The 21,813-nt window shown below is 63.2% G+C and carries 18 protein-coding genes; 7 read left to right on the top strand and 11 right to left on the bottom strand.

Annotated features, from left to right (window positions below):
- Positions 1-562: 562 nt before the first annotated feature.
- From OUZ49_RS15750 to OUZ49_RS15730, 5 genes are all read right to left on the bottom strand, one after another.
- Positions 563-1,978: a S41 family peptidase gene (locus tag OUZ49_RS15750; RefSeq protein WP_266151485.1), complete on the bottom strand. Its 1,416-nt coding sequence runs from the start codon at positions 1,976-1,978 to the stop codon at positions 563-565.
- 207 nt (positions 1,979-2,185) lie between these two features.
- Entirely contained in the window at positions 2,186-2,644 is a 459-nt protein-coding gene (locus OUZ49_RS15745) for a GNAT family N-acetyltransferase (protein WP_266151484.1), read from the bottom strand.
- A gap of 209 nt (positions 2,645-2,853) precedes the next feature.
- Positions 2,854-4,128, bottom strand: coding sequence for a M24 family metallopeptidase (locus tag OUZ49_RS15740; RefSeq protein WP_266151483.1), 1,275 nt, complete (start codon positions 4,126-4,128; stop codon positions 2,854-2,856).
- A 160-nt stretch (positions 4,129-4,288) separates the two neighbouring features.
- The gene (gene lldD / locus OUZ49_RS15735) at positions 4,289-5,473 is read right to left on the bottom strand and encodes an FMN-dependent L-lactate dehydrogenase LldD (protein ID WP_266151481.1); all 1,185 of its coding nucleotides are present in this window, start codon (positions 5,471-5,473) and stop codon (positions 4,289-4,291) included.
- A gap of 178 nt (positions 5,474-5,651) precedes the next feature.
- The gene (locus OUZ49_RS15730; RefSeq protein ID WP_266151480.1) at positions 5,652-6,728 is read right to left on the bottom strand and encodes a hypothetical protein; all 1,077 of its coding nucleotides are present in this window, start codon (positions 6,726-6,728) and stop codon (positions 5,652-5,654) included.
- A 298-nt stretch (positions 6,729-7,026) separates the two neighbouring features.
- Between OUZ49_RS15730 and OUZ49_RS15725 the strand changes: the two genes are divergently transcribed.
- Together OUZ49_RS15725 and OUZ49_RS15720 are read left to right on the top strand one after the other, a co-directional pair.
- Positions 7,027-7,881 carry a PA4780 family RIO1-like protein kinase gene (locus OUZ49_RS15725; protein WP_266151478.1) on the top strand — a complete coding sequence of 285 codons (855 nt, stop codon included), beginning with the start codon at positions 7,027-7,029 and terminating at the stop codon, positions 7,879-7,881.
- 107 nt (positions 7,882-7,988) lie between these two features.
- Positions 7,989-8,714 carry a nuclear transport factor 2 family protein gene (locus OUZ49_RS15720; RefSeq protein ID WP_266151477.1) on the top strand — a complete coding sequence of 242 codons (726 nt, stop codon included), beginning with the start codon at positions 7,989-7,991 and terminating at the stop codon, positions 8,712-8,714.
- 46 nt (positions 8,715-8,760) lie between these two features.
- Here the strand turns inward: OUZ49_RS15720 and OUZ49_RS15715 are convergent, their stop codons facing one another.
- Positions 8,761-10,533, bottom strand: coding sequence for a carboxylesterase/lipase family protein (locus OUZ49_RS15715; RefSeq protein ID WP_266151470.1), 1,773 nt, complete (start codon positions 10,531-10,533; stop codon positions 8,761-8,763).
- Positions 10,534-11,165: 632 nt separating this feature from the next.
- Here OUZ49_RS15715 and OUZ49_RS15710 point away from each other — a divergent pair.
- Positions 11,166-11,552, top strand: a complete 387-nt coding sequence (locus OUZ49_RS15710; RefSeq protein ID WP_266151469.1) for an FHA domain-containing protein — start codon at positions 11,166-11,168, stop codon at positions 11,550-11,552.
- A 10-nt stretch (positions 11,553-11,562) separates the two neighbouring features.
- Positions 11,563-13,257, top strand: a complete 1,695-nt coding sequence (locus tag OUZ49_RS15705) for a protein kinase domain-containing protein (protein WP_266151468.1) — start codon at positions 11,563-11,565, stop codon at positions 13,255-13,257.
- Between the two features lie 90 nt (positions 13,258-13,347).
- Here the strand turns inward: OUZ49_RS15705 and OUZ49_RS15700 are convergent, their stop codons facing one another.
- The 3 genes from OUZ49_RS15700 to OUZ49_RS15690 all read right to left on the bottom strand — a co-directional run bounded on the left by OUZ49_RS15700 (position 13,348) and on the right by OUZ49_RS15690 (position 15,758).
- Positions 13,348-14,319 (bottom strand): LysM peptidoglycan-binding domain-containing protein, encoded by a 972-nt coding sequence (locus OUZ49_RS15700; protein WP_266151466.1) that lies wholly within the window; start codon positions 14,317-14,319, stop codon positions 13,348-13,350.
- The gene (locus OUZ49_RS15695) at positions 14,316-15,182 is read right to left on the bottom strand and encodes a PP2C family protein-serine/threonine phosphatase (RefSeq protein WP_266151465.1); all 867 of its coding nucleotides are present in this window, start codon (positions 15,180-15,182) and stop codon (positions 14,316-14,318) included. Before OUZ49_RS15695 ends, OUZ49_RS15700 begins: the two co-directional genes overlap by 4 nt.
- Positions 15,183-15,371: 189 nt before the next feature.
- Positions 15,372-15,758, bottom strand: a complete 387-nt coding sequence (locus OUZ49_RS15690; protein ID WP_266151464.1) for an RcnB family protein — start codon at positions 15,756-15,758, stop codon at positions 15,372-15,374.
- Positions 15,759-16,217: 459 nt separating this feature from the next.
- Here OUZ49_RS15690 and OUZ49_RS15685 point away from each other — a divergent pair, with 459 nt between their 5' ends.
- The 3 genes from OUZ49_RS15685 (at position 16,218) to OUZ49_RS15675 (ending at position 18,367) form a co-directional block, all read left to right on the top strand.
- Positions 16,218-16,928: a hypothetical protein gene (locus OUZ49_RS15685; RefSeq protein ID WP_266151463.1), complete on the top strand. Its 711-nt coding sequence runs from the start codon at positions 16,218-16,220 to the stop codon at positions 16,926-16,928.
- A 71-nt stretch (positions 16,929-16,999) separates the two neighbouring features.
- Positions 17,000-17,833, top strand: a complete 834-nt coding sequence (locus OUZ49_RS15680; RefSeq protein WP_266151462.1) for a transporter — start codon at positions 17,000-17,002, stop codon at positions 17,831-17,833.
- A gap of 213 nt (positions 17,834-18,046) precedes the next feature.
- Entirely contained in the window at positions 18,047-18,367 is a 321-nt protein-coding gene (locus tag OUZ49_RS15675; protein WP_266151461.1) for a hypothetical protein, read from the top strand.
- Between the two features lie 145 nt (positions 18,368-18,512).
- Here OUZ49_RS15675 and OUZ49_RS15670 read toward each other — a convergent pair whose 3' ends face one another.
- Both OUZ49_RS15670 and OUZ49_RS15665 read right to left on the bottom strand, forming a co-directional pair.
- Complete coding sequence (locus OUZ49_RS15670; RefSeq protein WP_266151460.1) at positions 18,513-19,988, bottom strand: glycoside hydrolase family 30 protein; 1,476 nt, start codon at positions 19,986-19,988, stop codon at positions 18,513-18,515.
- A 55-nt stretch (positions 19,989-20,043) separates the two neighbouring features.
- Positions 20,044-21,612, bottom strand: a complete 1,569-nt coding sequence (locus OUZ49_RS15665) for a glycoside hydrolase family 1 protein (protein ID WP_266151459.1) — start codon at positions 21,610-21,612, stop codon at positions 20,044-20,046.
- Positions 21,613-21,813: the final 201 nt, after the last annotated feature.

Genomic DNA, 21,813 nt, shown 5'->3' with positions numbered 1-21,813 from the left:
CGGCAGCGAGGTGAGCGACACCTTGAGCGCAGGCTCATCATCCTTCAGTTGCGGTGGCCTATCCGTACTGGGGCCTGCCGGTCGCAACAGTGCCATCAACAGAACGAGATGGCAGCCGATCGCCACCACCATGGCCGAGATCCGGCGAGCCGACAAGGGAAGGCCTTCAGATTTCCCTCCCAGCAATCCCATCAGCGAGCTCCCTTGGGCAGTAGGCTTCATGCCCCGTGCTGCCATGAACGTCTGTTTCGCTTCCATTAAACGGCAGGTGTGCCCGCGGAAAAACGCCATGCCTGGTCGATGGTCACTGGCTGCTCAAGTGCCGACAGGCGCAAGCGGTGTAGGCAGGACGCTCTTCAAGCACCGAGCAACGGGAATGGGACCGTGCCGACCCGGCAAAGTTCTGACTAAGGCGGGAGGTGCCTGGTCGAGGCATGTCCACTGCGGGCCGGGAGCGCACCTGCGCAACGATCTCTCAACGGCAACCTCCGCGCCGCCGTGCTGGCGCGCGAACAAGCGGCAGGTCCACTTTGCGAAAACGTTGAATGGACTTGAGCCGTCTTTATTCGTTTCGGCTATCTGAGCCCTCGCGCAGCCACTGCTGCGCCGCGTCCAGCGCCGCGTCGGCATCCGCGCCGGGCGGTGCGCTGGCCGCCACCAACACGTCGGGCGCGATGGGGCCGTCGTACTCTGCGTGGTTGCGATCAAGCTCGACCGTCGTCGTCAGTGCGATTTCCGCGCCATCGGGCAGCTTGAACGACTGGTTTCCGGTGGGCACGCCGGCCGTGGGCAGACCAAAGAAGCGCGTATGGGGACGCCCCTTTAGCGCGATCACCACGGCTTCGCCTGCGCTTGCCGTGTGCGGGCCGGTGAGCACGGCCAGCGGCGCGACACTCAGGTCCAGGAAGCCTTGTCCCGGAAGCAATTCGTCGAGCTGGGTCTTCCACGAGGTGGAAAGCCAGGCATTGCCTTTGAAATAGCCGAGCGGCGCGGTGCCGAGGAAGGGACGCAAGGCCGCCAGCATCGCCCACATGTTGCCGCCCTCGTTGTTGCGCAGGTCGATAATCCACCCGCTGTGCGATCTGTCGGCGATTTTCGCGATGCCGGCCGAAGCGCTTTCCACATAGGACGCGACGTTGTGCGATTCCGTGTTGTTGAATCTCGGCAGCGTGATGTAACCCACGCCCTGCGGCCACTGGGCGACGGTCGGCAACACGATGGTCGTCGCTGCCGAATGCGTCGCCGTGGCTTCCGCGGCGGGGAGCAGATGGCTGTGATGGTCTTGCAGTGCGGCCAGCAGTTCGCGGATCGACGGGTACGCATCCGGCGACCTGTCATCCTTGGCAATCTGCGCGCGCAGCTTCGGCACCAAGGTGTCCCAGTCGACGGACGAGGAGCGCAAGGCATGTTCCTTGACGATGCCGATGGCAACATCCAGCTCCGCCTGCGCAACGACGATGCCTTCCGGCGAAATCGCGGCATCACGAATCAGCGATAGATGATCGACCGAAGCGCGGCCATCGCCGAACAGCAGCGTGCCGAACACGATCGCCGTAGCATTGGGCGGTACGGCTATCGCCACCTCCCGCTCCTGCGCGGATGCCGTGCCAGTGACCAGCGATGCCTGTGTGCTGGCAAACGCGAGCCTGCCATGCGGGCCATCGGCGCGAAGCCAGAGGCCTGCGCCGCCAGCTGCATCCGTCGTGCTGATCAACCCGGAGAGTTTGATGGTATGCCCGCGGTAGGCCGTGGCGTCCACGCCGGCAATCGAGCTGCCCGCAGGCGATGTACGACCAGGGGAAGAGGCGAGTTCGACATGCGCGCCTTCGCCATCCATCGCGCTTCCGCGTGCGTCGAGCACATAGCCCGCATTGCCAAGCGACAGCACCCAAGGCGAAGCATCTGCGGCGCCCGCGTGGACGCGCGGCGCCACCGTGATGGCACACAGGCACAACATCCCGGCAACCGTTAGCGCCATGCGTAGGCGGCGGGGACGAGACGGTTTCCGACTTGTGGACTGGTCCGCGAATACCGCGGCGTACGCCTCGTGGCTTATGCGCCGTTCGCGCAAATCGGCCCTGACTGCGACGTCCCCATCCCGGTGAATCCTGGACTGCTCCATAGCTTCCCTTTGCCCTTGATCACCACGGAATCCGTTGTGTCCGCTTCGGAAGGGAAGCGAACCCTATAGTGGCAACGTCTTGGCCATTTCGGTGGTACTGCTCCAACCTAAGCCCTGATAGAGCGGCCGGCCCTTCTCCGTCGCATGCAGAACCGCAAAACAAACCCCGCGCGCGACGAATTCCGCTTCTGCCAGCTTCATCAGTTCACGAGCCAAGCCACGTTTCCTGTAGTCGGGCTCCACAAAGACATTCAAGACGTATCCACGCTTGTCATGCCATGGGTGTTCCGGGTGTGGCGGCCAGTCGATGAGCATCAAACCGATGCCAGCAACAGGGGTTCCGTCGTCCAGGATCACATAGCCAAAATAGGAACCATCCAGCAAGCGTGGCCTAACCCACTCGCGGAAGTTCTCGGTCATGGGCAACAAGACATCGTCGGACCTGCCCGCATCCTGAAACATCGCTTCGCGATGCCGACAGATGAGTTCCAGGTCATCGATACCGAGTGTTCGAATGTCCATGCTGATTCCGCAGTGACGGGGTATGTCCGTAACTTCCGCTTCTCGATGGGAGTGGACCTTATCCATCAGAATGTCCAACGTCGAGAACGCGCAAGCTACAGGCCGCTCTATTCAACGCGCCGGGGATCAGTCCCGGAGTCATGTGGCTTTGTCTGCCTCGGATCCGAGGCAGACGCTTCAAGACCGCCGGAAAGCGCTGGTGGACCCGATCAGATCGGGTCCTCGATCGACTTGGCGAGCGCGGTGAACAGTTTCGGGCCGGTCTCGGTCATGTGCCAGCAGTCTTCCAGCCGGATGCCGAATTCGCCGGGAATATAGATCCCCGGCTCGTCGGAAAAACACATGCCGGCTGCCAGCGGCGTGGCGTCGCCATGCACAAGATAAGGCGGCTCGTGGCCGTCCAGACCGATGCCGTGGCCGGTGCGGTGGGGAAGACCGGGCAAGTGGTAGCCGGGGCCCCAGCCTTCCTTTTCGTAGTAGGCGCGCACGGCGTCGTCGATGGCGCCGACCGGGGTGCCCAGCTTGGCGGTGGCCAAGGCGAGCTGCTGGCCCCGCTTGACGGTGTCCCAGACCTTGCGCTGTTTCGCGGTCGGCTGGCCCATCACCCAGCTGCGCGAGATGTCCGATTGATAGCCATGCACGGTGCAACCCACGTCCATCAGGATGACCGACCCCTCGTGCAGGGTCTGCGGCTGGTGCGAGCCGTGCGGATAGGCGCTGGCCTCGTTGATCAGCACCAGGGCGAACTCCGGCGAGCCGCCCAGGGCCACGGTGGCCGTGTTCATCATGGTGGCGATCTCGTCCGGGCGCATGCCGGGGCGGACGTTGCCATGAACATAACGCAGCGCCGCCAGGGTGACGTCGTTGGCGGTTTGCATCAGGGCGAGTTCCGCCGGCGACTTGATCAGCCGAACGGCTTTCACCAGGGCGTCGCCGGAAACCACGCTATAGGCGCCAGCGCTTGCCTCACGCACCCCGTCGACGATGAACAGGCGCGTGGTGGCTTCGAAGGCGATTGGGCCGGAGCTCACGCCGCGGTCGCGAAGCGCGCCCACCAGGCGGGCGAATGGGCTTTCATGCTCATTCCAGGGCCGCACATCGCCGCTCACCGCCAGGGTCTCGCGGATCGAGGGTTCTTCAAAAGCCGGAGTCACCACCACGATGTCGCCCCGGGCCGGGATCACGGCGGCCGTCGTACGCTCCGAGCGATGCCACTGGACGCCGGTGAAGTAGTCCAGGCTCGAGCCCGACTCCAGGATCAAGGCGCCGATCTTCTGCTCGACCATCAACCGTTGCAGCTTGGCGATCCGCGCCATGCGCTCCTCTACCGAAATCGGCTTGGCGCCGCCGGTCATGGGGGTCAATCCGGCCACCCCGGTCGGCGCAGCGGGCGCGGCCTGCGCGGACCGGCCGGCCAGCATGAGGGCGGTGGACGCGGCGGCCGTGGCGGCTACAGCTCCAGTGAGAAACTCGCGACGACGCATGACGACTCCGGACCGATACCAAGGGTGCCCCGCAGTATGAAGGCGGAGTCGGCGACGCGACTACTGTCTGGCCTGGTGACGAATCGCGCTTGCGCCATCACCAGGACTCTGTCTAGCAAGCACTGTTTGCCATGGGTCGGAAGCGGGCGTCGCTGCCGCCTCAATGATTCGATGGCGGGCAGCGCCTTGGGTCATCGCCGGCGTAGCTCGCTGCCGATACCAGGTTGTCGCGGGTGAGCTCCGCGATCGAACGTGCGCCGCACAGGGTCATGGCGACGCGCATCTCGGTGGCCATCAGATCCAGCAGATTCCTTACACCTTTTCCGCCACCTGCAGCCAATGCGTAGATGTAGGCACGCCCCAGCAGTACGCCGCGCGCACCAAGCGACAGCATGCGCACGATATCCAGGCCCGAACGGATACCGGAGTCGACCAGGACAGTCAGGTCACTGCCCACGGCATCGGCGATGCCTGGCAGTGCATGCGCGGTCGAAAGCACGCCATCCAGTTGCCGACCGCCATGATTTGACACCACCACGCCATCGGCACCGAAGCGTACGGCGTCACGCGCGTCTTCCGGGTCCAGGATGCCCTTGATGACCACCTTTCCCTTCCAGGCGTCGCGGATCCATTCGAGATCCTTCCAGCCGATGGATGGATCGAAGTTGGATGCAATCCAGCCGATATAGTCGTTGAGGCTGGTCTTGCGCCCCCGATAGGCCGAGATATTTCCAAGATCGTGCGGCCGTCCGCGCAGCCCCACGTCAAACGCCCAGGCTGGCTTGAACAGCGCCTGGCCAAGGCGACGCCAGGACGCCGCCGGCCCGGACATGCCCGAATGCCGGTCGCGATAGCGCGAGCCTGGTACCGGCAGGTCGACGGTGAATACCAGCGTGGTGATGCCTGCTGCCTGTGCGCGATCCAACGCGTTGCGCAGAAAGCCGCGATCCTTCAGCACATAGAGCTGAAACCAGATCGGTCGATCGCAGTGGCCTTGCACCTCTTCCATCGAGCAGATCGACACGGTGGACAAGGTATAGGGAATACCGACTGACGCCGCCGCCCGAGCCGCCTGAACTTCTCCCCGGCGAGCGTACATGCCGGTAATGCCTACCGGACCCAGGGCAATAGGAAGCGCCAGCTTCTCACCAAGCAGTTCCGTTTCCAGGCTCAGATCGGCAACGTTCTTGAGCACGCGCTGGCGGAGCGCGATATGAGTCAGGTCGTCAACGTTTCTGCGCAGCGTGTATTCGGCATTGGCACCACCATCGATATAGTCGAACAGGTATCGAGGCAGTCTGCGCCGTGCCGCCTCGCGATAATCGGTGGGTGCCGAAATGATCATGTGGTCCATCCTTTCGTCTGGAGCGAACTGGCCTTAGACCCATCAGGGAACTCTGCGGCAATGCCCTGATGCAGTTCCATGACTGTTTTCGCGAAGAGTAGCTGCTCCGTTGGCCGCCGCGAACGGCGTGCCGCTCGATCTCAGCCGGCTTCCACACGACTTGGGTGCTCGACCGTGGTCAAGGTGCTCCCGGGCTCGTGCCATCTGCTGGCGTCGACGACTCCGCTGCTGCGCGCTTGGGCGTATCGAGAGGACACCATGTCTTGAGGCGCTTGCCCGTACGAAACAGATCGATGCATTCGCGCATCTCGGCCTTGAAGGCCAGATCAGGCGTGTCCACCGGGCAGCCGGAGGACAGCGGCTTGCCTTCCCTGTACTCGTCGATGCAGCTCGATAGCGGCGGCCCCTTGGGCGGATTCGGATTGTCGGCCAGGGACGGCGGCGGCAGGTTGAGGCGCTCGTCCTGATCCATGGGCGATGCGGGTGGAGGCGGCGCGCTGCATAGCGGGTTGAATGCCGTACTGCTCTTGGCAGGATCGCAGACGCTCTTGGCCATGTCCTTGATCGCATCGCCTATATGGCGCCCCAGCGCACCACCAGCGGTCTCGTTCGGTGGCGGGAAGTATTTTTCGAAGCGGGTGGCCTTGTAGTGCATCCGGTTGCTGTCGTGCTGCATGATCTGGCGATCGTCCGCGGCCTTGGGCGGTTCGGCGTTGGCGCTTGCGGTGGCCGAGCTGGCGCCCGTCGTGGAGGGAAGCCGCACCGAACCATCTTGCGCAAACAAACTCGTGGCGGACGGCGTAGCCACGGAAGCCGGCGGCGCGGGAATTGCCTCATGATCTTGCGCGACCATGGCGTCACGACGGGGCTTCTCGCCCGTGACCGGATTCACGCGGGTGGTCGACAGCGGCCGCGACGGCACCCATTTTTCGGGCGGCGCGGGTGGTTCAGTCGGCTGGGCGGCGCGCGGCTTGCTGGAGCGTTGGATCAGACGCACTTTCAGCGCCTGGTCCCTATCGATGTTCACCGACGCCACGTGGAGCGGCTTGGGCTGCATCTCGTACCACAGCGCCAGCACGAACAACACGTGCAGCACCCATACCAGGGTCAGCGCCAGTGCCAGCGCCGGGCGCGTCAGCGGCGGCTGTCGCCAGCGCCTGCGACCCAGGGTCTCACGGGTTTCGTGGTCGAGTAATGCCAGGCCGCGCGCACTATCCCACTCCTGTCGCTCTCCAACCTGCCCCAGCTGCTCCATGACATCCCTAATTCAAGCCAATCACTCACGCCAAGCATGCGGATGCCGTCAGCGCGTGTTGCGACAAGCCTGAGTAGACAGGTGCTTTCATCCAGGGTTCCCCTGGTCCGCATCGATCAGAAGAAGCAGAAAACGAGGCTCGATCTACTCACTGCGAGAGTTCTTGCGCTCGGCTGGAAGCGCCAGAACCGTGTTTCTGAATGAACGCGTCCATCTTTTAATGGCCACGCCAGCCCGAAAATGCGAAAATTTGCGGTCCATGGCCGCCCTCGCTGCGCCACCCCCCTCCAGAGACACCGTGAAGACCCCCGAAGGCTTGCAGGCGCTGATCGATGATGGCGTCATTGATGAAGTGTTGCGCCCGCTCAAGAGCGGCAAGGAAGCGGCGGTATACGTTGTCCGCAGTGGCGACGAAATACGCTGCGCGAAGGTCTACAAGGACATGGCCCAGCGCAGCTTCCAGCAACGCGTGCAGTATCAGGAAGGTCGCAAGGTACGGGGCAGTCGCGAGGCGCGTGCGATCGGCAGGGCCAGCAAGTACGGGCGCAAGCAGCAGGAAGTCGCCTGGAAGAACACTGAAGTCGATGCGCTCTACCAATTGCGCGACGCTGGCGTTCGTGTGCCCGAACCGTATGGCTATTTTCACGGTGTACTGGTGATGGAGCTGGTCACCGACGCCGATGGCTACTCCGCGCCACGTCTGGGTGAAATTGAACTCAGCGCGGAGCAGGCGCGTGACTACCATCGCGTGCTGGTACGGCAGGCGGTGCTGATGCTGTGCTGCGGATTGATCCATGGCGATCTGTCCGCTTACAACGTGCTGGTCGGCCCGGACGGGCCGGTGGTGATCGATTTCCCGCAAGTCGTCAGTGCCGGTGGCAACAACGCGGCGCGCACGATGCTGCTGCGTGACGTCAACAACCTCACCGCACATCTTGGACGCTGGGCACCCGAGCTGCTGGATACGTGGTACGGCGAAGAGATGTGGGCGTTGTTCCAGGCCGGCGAACTGCGACCCGATACGGAGCTGACCGGCGAGTTCGAACCCGACGAATCCGAGGTCGACCTCGATAGCATCCGTCAGTCCATCAATGATGCGCGTGAAGAAGCATTGATCCGGCAGCAGGGCCGTGAAGCGGCAGCAGAACTCTAGATCCTGATCGACCCACGGACGTCTCCCTGCCTCATGGGAGCACGACGACCGGCACATGAAAGGCCTTGCTGACGATATACATTGAGCGCCAGACACGGGAGATTGCCATGCAACGCGCCCTGCCCTACGCGATGATGCTGTTTGCCACGCTTGTCGCCGGACCCGTGTTCGCGAATGAAGATGTCGCGAGCAGGATCAGGCGCCAGTCACAGGAGTTTTCCGACGCCTCGGCCTCCGGCGACACCGCGACGCTGGCGCGATACCTTGATGATCACGTGATCTTCATCAACGAGGGTGGGGAGTTTGCCACCAAGAAGGACATCACCAAGCCCGGGGCGGCGGGGCCGAAGGGTGTCACGAATCGCCTGGTGCAAACAGATTTCAACATCGAAATCCATGGCAAGGTCGCCGTAACCAGCTTTACCGACAACGCGACCGTGCACGTCGGCGAGCAGACGATGACGCCACGCTTTCGTTCCACGGAAGTATGGCTGGACGAGGGTGATGCGTGGCGCGTGATTTCGAGTCAAACCGTCGCGCTATCCGATGACCCGCCGGCCAAATCGCTTAGGCCGGATGAGCTGGACGAGTATGTAGGCAGCTATCGGGCGTCGCCGGACTTCACCGTCACGATCACTCGTCAGGGCGATCAGCTCTTGAGCGCCACCAATGGCGCCGCACCCACGCCGCTGCTGGCCGAGGTCCGCGATGTGCTTTTTACGCCCGGCCAGGCACGTGCGCGCCGCGTGTTCGAGCGCGACAGCCATGGCAAGGTGATCGGCTTCTCGTCACGACGGGAAGGGCACGGCATTCAATTTAAGAAAGTCGGCTGACCCCGGGTAGAATCACCGCGCGTCGGGTCCCGCTGACCGCGACGAGTCAGGCGTCGGCAGCAGCCCTGCGCCACCTCCGCCGCAAGCGCATGACGATCGCCACGATGGTAGCCAGCACCAACGCCATGATCGCCGCGCCCAGGAGATATACATGCCCCAGCACGAAGCGCGCCGTCGCGTAGACGCGATCGATCTTGCGTAGTGACTGAGTATCGTCCATCGGCGCCGCTGCAATGCGATCCCCAAGTTGCATCACGGACGCACTCGATGAGTCGAACGGCGACCACACCGGCAAACCCGGGCCGTTCGGATCACCCGTCTTGGCAAAGTTCGTCCAGTACGAGGTCATGGTCGCGGCGAGCTGGTGATCCTGCGCCGTCCACGGCAAGGCTTGCTGCTCCAGGTGATCGAAGACATACGGCATTTCCATCCCGTGGCTCGCACCCCAGCCGAAGTACTTGTCCCCTGGCTGGTACGGTGGCGTTCGCGAGAACCGATAAAGGAAGACCTTGCCTGCATGGGCATCCGCGCCCAACTTCGCCCAGGTCCACATATCCCAGCGAAAACGCATGTCGCGCTCAAAGGCGGCGGCGGATGCCCTGGCCTGCGCATCGCTTGCACCCGGCTCGGGGCCGATCAAGCGCACGAGAACATCGGGAAAACTATGGCCGAGTTCCTGCCTGAAGTTGGCGCGGGTAATGGTATGGCCCGCGATGAAGGCCTGACCTTCATCAGCGTTTGAGCCAATCAGGATCGAAACCGGATTCTGCTGCCCTTTCTGATACGCCTCGTAGGGCGATGTCGGCAGGGCGTAGCCATCGATGATGAGGTGTGGATCGAACGATACTTTCATCAATTCGGCGGCCGGCATCTTTCGCAGGTCGGATATCGAATGAGCCTTAGCCTCGGAGGCAAAGTACGCGCCGTCCTGCTCGGCACCCGCCAGCTTGAAGTCCGGCGCGATGTCCATCGGTTCGAATAGTCCACCACTCTGGCCGATCGCTTGTTGAAACAGACCCTTGGTCAAAGGTGACGTCACCAGGGCGCTGATTGAAATGGCTCCGGATGACTGTCCAAACACCGTCACCCGATCAGGATCGCCGCCAAATGCAGCGATGTTGCGATGGACCCACGCGAGCGCGGCGATCTGATCCAGCAAACCATAGTTGCCGGACGCGTGGTAAGCGGCCTCCCGGCTGAGTTCCGGATGCGCCAGAAACCCGAAGACGCCGAGCCGATAGTTAAAGGTCACGACGATCACGCCCTTCTGCGCGAGTTTGTCGCCGGCGTAGAGCGGCGTGGACGCACTGCCGTTCTCCAGGCCACCACCGTAGATCCACACCATGACGGGCAACTTCTGCTGGCCAGCATCGGCGGGGCGCCACACATTCAGGTAGAGGCAGTCCTCACTGCTTGGCTCGGTGGGCGCGTCAGGAGGATAGGTGCCGTCCTGCATGCACACCGGCGCGAACTGATTCGCCTCGCGGACGCCCTGCCAGGAGAGCGCCCGCTGCGGTGCACGCCAGCGAAGCTCGCCCACCGGGGCTTGCGCAAAAGGAATGCCCTTGTAGACGAAGACGTCATGCTCCGGCACGCCTTCGATCAGCCCGGTGTCGATGCGCACAGGAGTGGCGCTTGCGCCGGTAGCCGGCATCAAGGCGGCAAGGACTCCGATCAGGACCAGCGTAGTGAACCGCTTCGTCCATCCCTGCGCGTCAATCAACCCAGCGATCATTGCTGCCCCCGGCATTGGTGAATGACTTGAAGACGCGCCAGGCCGCGAAAGGCCACCAGGTGGCATGGATGCTTCGTAACGCAAACCGAATCCATCATGTACACCCCGGTCGGCAGCAGGTATTCCCCGCTAGTCCAGCGATAACCTTAGTCGCAAGGTCAACGGTCGACCAGAGTGCGGCCACCTTCCACCAGCCGGGACGCAGGGGACTTGCCTGGCATGCCCCGCCGGGGTCGATCCATCCCGTTTTGCAGAAGTGTCCGCCTCGGGCCCCACGCAACCGGGCCACGCCTATCGTCCCTGGCGCGCCCTGCCCATGCCGTAAACTGAAGGTGGTAGAAGGGGGCAACATGGGGCGGACATCGGCGGGCTAGGTGGCTCGGTTTCGGCTGCACCACGAGCGCGGCACGGTCTAATGTTGGCTCACCCGTACCATCAAGCTGCTGTCACCTGTCCATGACCCCGGTTCGTCAGCCTTAAGCAAGACAGCCCTAGGCCAGGCTGCAGGGAACAGGTTTGGGCCATCTTGGCCGACTAGTTGGCTATATTGTCCACGTGAATTGAGTCAAAGGCGTTCGATGGAACCCCCTCGCAACACTCCGCCATCTGCGCCAGGGAGGCGCTCCTCGGGTCCGCAGGGAACGCGACTTTTTTCGGCCGAGGAACTGAGTGAGCTCGCTGTCGAGGCGGGCCCGGCGAACGATGGCCGCGCCAGCGTGCATGAGCCTGTGATCGAAGGGGTCACTGCCGGCTGGGAGGGCCGCCGGTTCTCGCTGCGTCCGGGCCGGCAAACCATTGGCCGCGGCAACGGCAACGACATTGTGATCGGCGACGTCAGCGTTTCCTCGACGCATGCGTGGATCATGAATCAGCAAGGCCACTATGTGGTCATGAACACGCTTTCCACCAATGGCACCTTCGTCAACAACAAGCGTGTCCATGAAGCGATCATCAAGCACGGCGACCGCCTTCGGTTCGGGCAGGTCGAGTTCGTCTTCCTGACCAAGGAACCCGGCAAGCGGGTACACGTCAGTCTGGCCTGGCTGGGCCTCGGCCTTGCCGTGCTGGCTGGCCTCATAGCGCTGGCCTGGTGGCGGCTGTGACGGCAGCAGCATGAGCGCGCGCCCTACGCCCGCCGCCATCAGCCGCTATCGCATCGACGGCATCCTTGGCGAGGGTGCCATGGCCGTGGTGTACGCCGGCTACGATCCCGAGATGGATCGACCGGTGGCGATCAAATGCCTGCATCGCAAGATGGCTGGCGATCCAGGCACCAGCGACCGGCTGCTGCTGGAGGCCCGCGCCTCCGGGCACCTGGTGCATCCGAACATCGTCACGATCTTCGATACCGGGGACATGGCCGACGGTCGCAAATACATCGCGATGGAGCGACTTTCGGGCGAAACCCTCGCCAGCCGGGTGGCACGTGAGGGCCTGCCCTCCCTGGCGGTCACCATCGAGTTGGCGTCGCAGATGGCGGCAGCGCTGGACTATGCGCACGGCCAGGGCGTCCTCCATCACGACGTGAAGCCCGAGAACATCATGCTCGCCGACGATTGGCACTACGCCAAGCTCAGCGACTTCGGTATTGCTGAGCGTCGGGCACAGCAGGGCACGGAACGCGGCGACGCCAAGGAGATCGGCGGCACCCCCGCCTACATGGCGCTTGAACGCTTGCGCGGGGACAAGGCCGATGCGCGCAGCGACCTGTTCTCGCTCGGTGTCGTGCTGTGCTGGCTGATCACCGGCAAGCTGCCATGGCCGGAAACGACCGACCTGAAGCGCCTGATCCGGGAACGTCAGCGCCAGCCGCAGCCTGCGATCGCGCCGCTCGATCCGACCACGCCATCGATCCTCGTCAGCATCGTGCGCACCTTGTTGTCGCCTATGCCGGATGCGCGCTACCAAAGCGGCGCCGAGGTCATTGACGATCTGCGCCTGGCCCGTCGCGAATACGAACGATCGCACGACACGTCGCTGGCCACCCGCATCATCTCGTTGCGGCTGCGCTGGATCGGTGCGCTTGGCGCGATCCTCTGCCTGGTCCTGCTGCTGGGGCTGGCGGCGATCTACGCCAAGCAGAACACGGCGGTGACCGGGCTGGCCACGGATTTCGGCAGTTCGCTGGGCCGCATGGTGGCCAACGAGTCCGCCGAAAATCTGCTGCTAGGCGACGACCCGGCCACGCGCGCGCTGGTACAAGGGATCTCGCGCAACCAGCAGATCCATTACCTGGCCATCGCCAATCGGCAGGGTGAGGTGATTGCGAGCACCTTGCCAAGCGATGTGGGCCACGGGCTGGCGAGGCTTGATGAAAAGCATCGACTGACGCTGGCCGACGGCGTCGAGAGTTACGTTGGCGAGGTCATCGACGGCACCCAGGACCACGAAATGCTGTTGTTCGATGTGCCGATTCGTTATCAGGCCAAGACCGTGGGCGAGCTGCGCCTGGGCGTTAGCAAGGCGCCCTTGATCGCCGCCCAGCGAACGACGTTCTGGGTCATCGTCGCCGTGCTCATCGTCACCCTGACGGCCATGGTAGGCGCTGCCTATTGGCTGTTTCGGCGCCCGTTGGCGCTGCTGGGCATGCTGGGCGACGCGCTGTTGCGCGTGGCCGGCGGAGACTACGGCTACCGGATCCGCCTGGTCCGTCGCGATGAACTTGGACGGCTGTTTGCCGCCTTCAACGTGATGAATAGCGCGCTGCAGGCGCGCCAGCCTTCGGAAGAGCCGCCAGCGCAGCGCGCAGCGGCGGATTCAGCGATGCAGCCGACGCGGGTGATGTCGCCGCCTGACCAGTCACGTTAGGGAAATTCGAAAGACTCGTCATTCCCGCGAACGCGGGAATGACGGGAATAAACAAGTTTCGTCGAGCTCCCTGTCAGGGACGCCCCTGCTTCAAAGTTGCTGGAGCCGGTGCTGCAGATCGACGGCGCGCGCTCGATAGATCACCGCGCGCTCGTAGCCTGGATCGATCGCCAGAATGTGGTCCCACAGCGCAATCGCCTGGTCCAGTTTCTGGTCGCGATACAGCACCACGGCGCGCTCGTGATACGAGCCCAGCAGTTGGTCGCGCAGGGCCTGGTTTCCTGCGGGCTTGAGGTGGGGATCAAGCGTCAGTGCCTCGTCCAGGCGGGCCAAGGCTTGGTCCTGCTGCCCCTGCTTCATCAGGGTGGTGCTTTCAGTTTGCAGATGCTGCGCCCTGGCAGTCGCCGACTCGCCAAGCGGGGCCGCTTCCGCAGCCGCTGCCGGGGCGGTATCGGTCGCCGGGCTGGCCGTGGCAGCACGGCTGGCAACAGCCGTCTTGGTCGACGATGTGCCTGAGGTCGAAGGACTACGTGTGCCAGCCAGCGGCAGACGCACCGTATCGCCGACGTGCAAGGCGGAGGGATTGGTCGAGCCGTTGTAGCGGGCCAGGATCAGAAACTGGTTCGAATCACCCAGGTTGCGCGCCGCCAGCGTGCTGTACGAATCGCCCTGCTGCACGACGTATCCACGCGACTGCGCACCCAGCACCGTCCTGGGATCGGCGGTGAGCTGGCGCAGCAAGCTCTGGGCAGCCCGATCGCCGGGGTACTTCGCCAGGTAGCGGCGCAAGTGCTGCTCGCCCTCGGCATAGCGGCCATGCAGCAGATAGGTGTTGGTAATGGCGCTCAATGAGAGCAGCTTGCCGGTGTCCTGCGAGCCGTCATCGGCGCTCGCAGCGGGAGTCTGTGTCGAGGAGGACCCGCCGAAGGTGTCGCTCACCTTGGACTTGATCGCGCTCACCTGCGCACAACCTGCCATACCCAACAGCAGCAGCGAAACGACAGCCGGTGCCAGTCGCCCGGACCAGCGGCGCCTGAAATCAAACGAAAGAGCCAAAGTCATACCTCGTTACGCAAGGTGGCGGCGTGTTCACCTGTCCGGCGCCTGGTAGCTACCGCGCGCCTGACCACCGACCAGAAACCATCGCACCACCGGCGTATCCAACCATCGGGGCCAAGACGGGCAAAAATGAGTGCGACATTATCCCCATGCATGCCGCCGCGTTCGACCGCCAGCGCCAGCGCTTCCCGCAAAGCGTCGTGCTGATCACGACGCGATGATAGACGACCGAGCTCTTCCGTCGTCAGTTGCTCCCACACGCCGTCGCTGCACATCACGAACGTCTGGTCGGCGCGCAGCAGCGCGCAACCGTGCTCGACCACCGGCGCTTCCGACCCGCCCAGGCCGCGCAGCAGCTTGTGCTGATCAGGATCATTGGCGAGCTCGCGCTCCGTCAGCTCCCCCCGCTGGCGCTTGAGCTGCGCCACGCTGTGGTCTTCGGTCCGGCCGATGAGGCGTCCACGCCGAAAGCGGTAAAGGCGGCTGTCGCCCACGTGCACCCAGGAAACCTGGCCACCCCGCACCAGGATGGCCACCACGGTGGAATGTGGCTCACCGTCGGCCAGGCCCATGCGCCGGCGCCGCAGCTCTTCGTGCGCCTGCTGGCACAGCGATTCCAGAAACAACGAGCTCGGCTGTTCCTGCCAAAGACGCGATTCCCACAGCCGGCGGGCGATGTGCACGACACCTTCCGAGGCCAGCTCGCCGGCACCATCCCCGCCCATGCCGTCCGCCAGCACCAGCAGATGGACGTCCTCGCTCGCATCATGAAAACAAACCAGATCGTCTTGCTGGGTCTCCCGTCCCCCAAGGGAGCGGCCGGCTGCGACTCGCGGAATCGCCTGAAAGTCGATAGATGCATCCACCGCTTGTCCCCCCTCGCCTTTGAGAGCCCCCTCGGACCGGTACACACCCTACGGGAGTTGCGGCCATAGTAATTTGCATTGGCTCCCGTTGCGTAGCGATCGCCGCCTTGATCTGGGTGATCGGCGGGAGGCGCCCCGCCACCCCCTCAAGCTGGCCGAAGCCCGCAACGGGGCTCACGGTCCATCGGCTCAGGGATGCAAGGCGATGTCGACGATGATGCCGCTGGTAGCGACGGTGAGAAAGAACTGGCCATCATCGCTGCGCACCCAGCGATAGCCGGGATCCGGGCGACGCAAGTGGTAACGCTGATAGTCGGTCACGTAGTACTCGCGGGAGTAATAGCGGTCGGGCAAGCGATCGCCGCGGCGATAAGCCTGCTTGTCCCAACCCTTGTGCTTGCCGTTGTCGTGCCGCCCCTCGTCCTTGGGGTTATGACCATGCTCGCCATCGTCCGCGTGCTTGTCATCCCAGTGCTTGTCATCGCCGTGTCCGTGCTCGTCCTGCGGGCCTGCAACAGCCAGTGCACTTCCAGCGAACAGCGTGGCCGTGACGACAAAGATGATCAGGCGCTTCATGAGGCCTCCGTACATGGCGGTGGATGAAAAGGGGCAACGCGTCATGCACCGCATGTCGGCGCGGTGTCGTTACCGCCACGCCAACCTGCCGAGCGCAGCCACCATCGCACGAAAATGCGCCCTCATCGAACGCGCAGCGTCTTCGCGGTTGGGAATCGAGTCATGTTTCGTGTTCAGGATCGCGCTTCCAACGTCAGTCAAACGTCAGGAAAGTCCCGCGTTTTTGAGAGATCGAGCACACAATGGACGCCTATCTAACCGCCACCTGAAGCCACGATGGCGCTTAGCTGAACTTGCGTCATTTCACTCTTTTCTTGCGACCGGCAGTCGGCGAGCATCCGTCACCGAGGCCTCGAGTGAATGCATCCCTGCATCAGTCAGAGGCAGATGCGGAGTTCATCTGATACCCCCTTGGGCACCTCGGCAGGAACCGGTCCATCCACTCACCAAGGGCGCATCATGAAAAGACAACGGCTTGCATTCTCCGTATTGAGCATCGCCATCGGCCTCGGCATGGGCTCCTCCATGGCCTTGGCCGACGACGCATCGTCAGCCAGTACGAGCGCCCGGGAAAGCAGCAAACTGGCAAGCTCGTACGACACCTTTGCCGGCTCCAGCGCCAATGCGCAAGCGCTGGTGACCGGGCTTCGCACCGGCGGCACGATTGTGCTGGTGACACCCGCCACGGCCACCAGCCCCGCCCTGCAAACGAGTTTCACGCCCGACACCGGCAAGCTCGGCTACGGCAACGTCAATATTGCACTGACCCTGGCAGAGGCTGAGCTGACCAATGCCGGCATCACCCAGCCGACAGCCGCGCAAATAGAAGCGGCGTTGAATGGCGGCACCGTCGCGGGCACTCACGGCCCGGTAACCATGCCCGGTGTGCTTGCCTTGCGCAGCCAAGGCCAGGGCTGGGGTGAAATCTCCAAGACGCTCGGCTTCAAGCTCGGCACCATCGAACACGAAGCGAAGGCGCGCGGCCCGCTGCCTGATCGCGACGATTTCGCCCACGCGGGCAAGGACGAGAAAGCCGATAAGGCCGACAAGGACGATAAGGGCGACAAGGTCGCCAAGACCGATCGGCCCGACAAGGCCGATCATCCGGACAAGGTCGATCGCCCCGATAAGCCCGAGCGACCCGACAAGCCCGAACACGTCGGCCGCTGATTTCCACCCGATGATTTAAACCCGAGGAGGCCCATGAGGGCCTCCCGCTTTGTTACGCCCCAGGAAACGTCATGAACATCAAGAATACGAGCACCCTTTGTGCGCTAAGCGTGCTCGGCCTGCTCGCGCAGACGGCCCATGCAGACGACAGTTCCACCATCAAGGTGGGCGCCGGCATCGATTACACCTCCGGCAAATACGGCACTTCCACCACGACCGATATCACCGAGGTGCCGGTCACCCTCGGTTATGACGTCGGCGACTGGTCGTTCAAGCTCGCGGTGCCGTATATCCACGTCAGCGGTGCCGACAACGTGATTCCGGGCGTCGGCCCGGTGGTCAATACCAATCCCAAGGGCCGCGGCAAAGGCAAGAAGAATGGCCAGACCACGCCGACACCGACGCCCACATCCACCGGCTCGGCTTCCGGCCTTGGCGACATCACTGCTGCTGCCACTTACGAGGCTTACAGCAACAAGGCGGCCAATTTCGGCATCGACCTGACGGGCAAGGTCAAGTTCGGTACCGCCGACGCCGACCAGGGCCTGGGCACCGGCAAGAACGACTACACCATCGCCGTGGACAGCTATAAGGGCTTTGGTGCGTGGACCGTGTTTGGCGGCGTGAGCTACACGTGGCTCGGCAGCTCGCAGTACATCCGCCTGAACGATGTGTTTGGCGCGAATGTCGGCGCCAGCTACAAGCTCGACAGCCATAGCAGTTTCGGCGCGTACTTCGACTATCGCGAAAAGGCCTCGAACACGAGTTTTGCCCGCAACGAACTGACGGGTTACTACTCCTACAAGTTCGCCAGCGCGTGGAAGGCCCAGGGTTACGTCACCAAGGGCTTCACCGACGGCAGCCCGGACTGGGGCGTGGGCGCGACATTGAGCTACTCGTTCTGATCAGTCCGGAGAGCCGGCGGCGTCCATGGCGGCCGGCTTCTCCATGGTCCGCGCTGGGTCGCGACTTCGACCGATCAAGGCAACAGGCCAACACGGCTGGCTGAACGCGAACGTCTAGTGTTCAGAGCGAAAGAACCGTTATGTTCCAGATCATGGTCATCGCCCTGCCATAGGGCGACTGCATGGTCTTGATGCCGGTCGGGGAATACATCCATGCCCTCTGAACCTTCATCTCATTCAGACTCACCGAATAACGCTCCCATCCGACAATGGGACGGCGCGATGCCGATACTCATGTCGATCGTTGTGCTGCTAATGGTCATCGTCGATCTCTGGAGACATGGGCTTCATCCGGCTCATCACGATGAAGGCACGGCAGACCATATCGCCATGCTGCTCATGTTTGGTCAGATCCCGATCATGTTCTGGCTCACGGCTCCTTGGCGCCACCGCGGTCGAAGAGTCCTGCCTACGCTCGCGATCCAGTTGTCACTATGGGTCATCACCTTTGTTTTGGCCGTCACTTTGACCTAGGCAGTATCTGCTGCGGGTTGAAGGCGGGCTCCATGCCCAGGGCTGGACCGCCCTTCGGAAATCGAAGCAAGTCGCCGAGGCCTTGCTGGATTCAATGGAATGCGCCCAGAGAACAGGGCCGCGGGCATCGGAGTCAGACGCCTTGTTATTTTCGAATGGTCGGAGCTGATTCGTTTGTGTGGCCATCCGCTACCCCGACTCCCTGGACAACGAACGTCGTTACCGAATCTTCGGGAAGGCTGGCCGTCAGGATGCCATTCGACAAGACGACACCCGCGACGGGAGCCAGGCTCTCCGTGGCTGAGGTGCGAACCGCCGTGACGCTGGCTCCCCCAGGCGATAGGCGCGAAAGATCGTAACGAACGTGCCTGGTGTGGCTGGACGCGTTGGTGGTCACCACGATCAAGCTCCCGTTCTTGGCATTCAGCGCAGCCAGGCTCTGTTCGTCGTCGGTCTTGAGAAAGTTCGCGCCGGGCCGGATGAACCGGCTGTAGTTCGCCATGACCCAGTATTTCCTGCCCCGTTGCGGCGGCGAGGGTTTGCCGTCCATGGTGTTGGTGAGCAGACCCCAATCTGGGCCATCGGCGGCCTGCCAGTAGATCCACGCCGCGGGATGCATCTGCCGCAAGTCGGCCAGGATCGTCTCGGACAGCGTCATGCCGGTTGGATCACCATCGCCATATTCGGATTGCCACAGCCGCTTGCCTGCCGCGGCGACGCTATCGGCCAATACCTGGCGCTTGCTGCCGTTGTAGCTGTGGGTGTTGACCTGGCTCAGCGAAGAGCGTGCGTCGTGGTCGAAGCTGCGGAAGGTCGCAAGCGCTTCGTCGATGTCGTTTTCATCGGACGCGCTGACCGTGGTCGTGAGCCCCAGCGACGCCAGGGCCCGACTCGTATCCTGCACGAGGCGGGACTGCGCCTCACGATCAACATGGCATCCCTCCTGGTCGTGGCCATACCACCACCAGATCGAACTGGGTTCGTTCAGCGGTTCCAGGGTTCGAAACACGATGCCGTCCTGCCGTTCGATGTGCGCCACGACGGTCGCGAGGTACTGGGCGAAGTCATCCTCATGCGTGCGCGCAAGATTGTTCAGCTTTTCGGGCGCTATCACGGCCCAGGCACACAAGCCCGCCACGCGCCAACTGCATTTGGCACCACTGACGCTGCCACTGACCGTCATCCAATAGGGAGGGGAATTGGCGAACGCCTCGAAAAGCGTGGCGCCATGGGCTTTCGCCTGGCGTAACACCCAACGCTGCCCTGCGTCGGCGCTCCAGTTCCAATGCCCGGGTGCGGGCTCGAACCCTTCCATGTCGGCGCGGAAAGGCAGCATGTGCAGAGCGGGATTTTCGCCACCGCCGATGTTGTAACGAACAACGGTCAGGCCGAGCCCCTTCTCTGCGTCGAAGATCTTTTCGATGTAGTCGTCTCGATAGGCGTCCGGAAAATCGCCTACGACCTTGGCCCACCAGGCCAGCGAGACTCCCCACCCCTCGAACGGAAGCGATCGCTGGGACGGATCGATCCGGACAAGATCATCGGCAGAGGCACCGACACTGCCGACGACAAGAAAAACAACAACCAGGAAGCGCAGCATCGCGCGCTGAGCAGAATTCATGACCGATCCAAACCGCACGTTGTGGGCCCCAGGTCAGCATGTCCATCCAAAACCTTCATCGGCCGAGCACATCGGCGGCCGCCCCCGGATCCGCCGAATACTGTTTCAGCATCGTTGCGCTCAGTCCGTTGGCATGGACGATTTCGCCATAGAGCGCGGCCGAAGGACGTGGCGTGCGGCGGAAGTCGTGCTCGTAATCCACCGCGAACAAGCCGAATTTCGCGTCGAACGCCTCATTCCATTCGAAATTGTCCATCAGCGACCAGTGGACATAAGAGCGGATATCGACGCCATCCCGACGCGCGAGCCAGGCTTCGCGGATATGCGCGACCAGATAGCGTTGCCTTTCCTTGTCGTCGACGGCGCCGTCGGCCGTGCCGTTCTCGAGGATCATCACCGGCTTCGCATAACGCTTTCCAACCTTGGTCAGCATCGCGTAGAAGCCGTGCGGATAAGACGGCCAACCGAGATCGTTGCGTTCCTCGTCAGGCAGGTCAGGCGCGACATTGCCGACATCGGGGGCGAACGGATGTCGCCAGTCGCCGCGCACATAGTTTCGGCTGTAGTAATTGACCCCGACATAGTCTTCGGTCCCAGCCAGTCCCTCGATCGGGCGGTCGATGCCGGTCGTGGTGATGCGCATGCGGCCGCTGGCGACCGCGTCCAGGAAATCCCAGTTCCAGCTCTTGTCGACGACCCAGGCGAGCGCCCGGTCCAGGGGCGAGTAGCGGTCATAGGGTTCGAAGACTTCGAGATTCTGGGTCAAGCCGACTGACACCGAAGTGCCGCGCGAGCTGGCGACACGATGCAGGACCCGATAAGCGTCGACATGCGCCTGTAGCAGTGCAGCGTATACGTCCTGGGCGGCGGCGAAGTCACCGCGCTTCTCGCCCGGCGGGTAGGAGCCGAGCACATAACCGTCGTAGAGATAGACCATCGGTTCATTGAGCGTGCACCAGATGTGCACCTCGGGTATGAAATTCTGCGCTACCGCCTCGACATAGGCGTGCCAGAGCGTCATCGCATCGGCGCGCTCCCAGCCACGCTTGCCCTTCGCGTCCGCCTCGAAGAACCAGGCCGGCGACACATAGTGGAACAGGGTCACCACCGGCTCGATGCCACGACTTTTCATCGCCGCAAAGATCTGGTGGTAATACGCAATCGCCTCGGGGTCGGGCTGGGTCATGCCGGCGCGCGGAAACAAACGGGCCCATTCGATCGAGACGCGGAACGCATTAAGACCGAGACCGGCTGCGGCCTCGATATCCTGGTCGTAGCGAAGATCGAATCCTGCCTTGTGCGTTCGCACCTGCTCGGGCCATCGGCCGAAATCGCGGAGATTGCCGGGCGAGGTCGCGCCGAGTTTGTCGCCAGCGGCAAAACGATGGTCGCGCAACACCTCGGCCTCGAATGCCGTCCAGTCGCTGGCCGGCACGCTTTCCGTCTGCTGCCCAGCGATCGCCACGCCCCACAGGAAGCCCTTGGGGAAATTCATCGCCTGCACCGGAGCCGGGGTCTGGCGCGGCTCGCCACGCCCCGGCAGGGCGAGGCTCAGCGCGATGCCACCGAGAACGAGCAGCGCGAATACGCCGATGACCACGCCCTTCCAGGTACGCCCGGTCATAAGCCGCCCCCTCTCATCCCATCGCTCTCGGATGGAACGGAGCCTTCCAGGCCAGAACGTTGCAAAGCAAGCGTGATCAGCATTGACTCCCCCTGAGCCATCAAAGCGTGACCGACTGTCATTGATTATGTCCGCTTCGAATGGCGGGGCGGACCCTGCCTGCACGCGGTGCTCCATCGCGTCTTCAAAGCGCTACTGCGA

The organism is Dyella halodurans, assembly GCF_026283925.1.
GTDB classification, from domain to species: domain Bacteria; phylum Pseudomonadota; class Gammaproteobacteria; order Xanthomonadales; family Rhodanobacteraceae; genus Dyella; species Dyella halodurans.
This window is presented reverse-complemented; position numbering and strand designations above follow the sequence as displayed.

Coding starts and splice junctions, on each gene's coding strand:
- OUZ49_RS15750 (WP_266151485.1), bottom strand. CDS start 1,978: ATGGCGCTAACGGTTGCCGGGATGTTGTGCCTGTGTGCCATCACGGTG.
- OUZ49_RS15745 (WP_266151484.1), bottom strand. CDS start 2,644: ATGGACATTCGAACACTCGGTATCGATGACCTGGAACTCATCTGTCGG.
- OUZ49_RS15740 (WP_266151483.1), bottom strand. CDS start 4,128: ATGCGTCGTCGCGAGTTTCTCACTGGAGCTGTAGCCGCCACGGCCGCC.
- lldD (WP_266151481.1), bottom strand. CDS start 5,473: ATGATCATTTCGGCACCCACCGATTATCGCGAGGCGGCACGGCGCAGA.
- OUZ49_RS15730 (WP_266151480.1), bottom strand. CDS start 6,728: ATGGAGCAGCTGGGGCAGGTTGGAGAGCGACAGGAGTGGGATAGTGCG.
- OUZ49_RS15720 (WP_266151477.1), top strand. CDS start 7,989: ATGCAACGCGCCCTGCCCTACGCGATGATGCTGTTTGCCACGCTTGTC.
- OUZ49_RS15705 (WP_266151468.1), top strand. CDS start 11,563: ATGAGCGCGCGCCCTACGCCCGCCGCCATCAGCCGCTATCGCATCGAC.
- OUZ49_RS15700 (WP_266151466.1), bottom strand. CDS start 14,319: ATGACTTTGGCTCTTTCGTTTGATTTCAGGCGCCGCTGGTCCGGGCGA.
- OUZ49_RS15690 (WP_266151464.1), bottom strand. CDS start 15,758: ATGAAGCGCCTGATCATCTTTGTCGTCACGGCCACGCTGTTCGCTGGA.
- OUZ49_RS15685 (WP_266151463.1), top strand. CDS start 16,218: ATGAAAAGACAACGGCTTGCATTCTCCGTATTGAGCATCGCCATCGGC.
- OUZ49_RS15680 (WP_266151462.1), top strand. CDS start 17,000: ATGAACATCAAGAATACGAGCACCCTTTGTGCGCTAAGCGTGCTCGGC.
- OUZ49_RS15675 (WP_266151461.1), top strand. CDS start 18,047: ATGCCCTCTGAACCTTCATCTCATTCAGACTCACCGAATAACGCTCCC.
- OUZ49_RS15670 (WP_266151460.1), bottom strand. CDS start 19,988: ATGAATTCTGCTCAGCGCGCGATGCTGCGCTTCCTGGTTGTTGTTTTT.
- OUZ49_RS15665 (WP_266151459.1), bottom strand. CDS start 21,612: ATGACCGGGCGTACCTGGAAGGGCGTGGTCATCGGCGTATTCGCGCTG.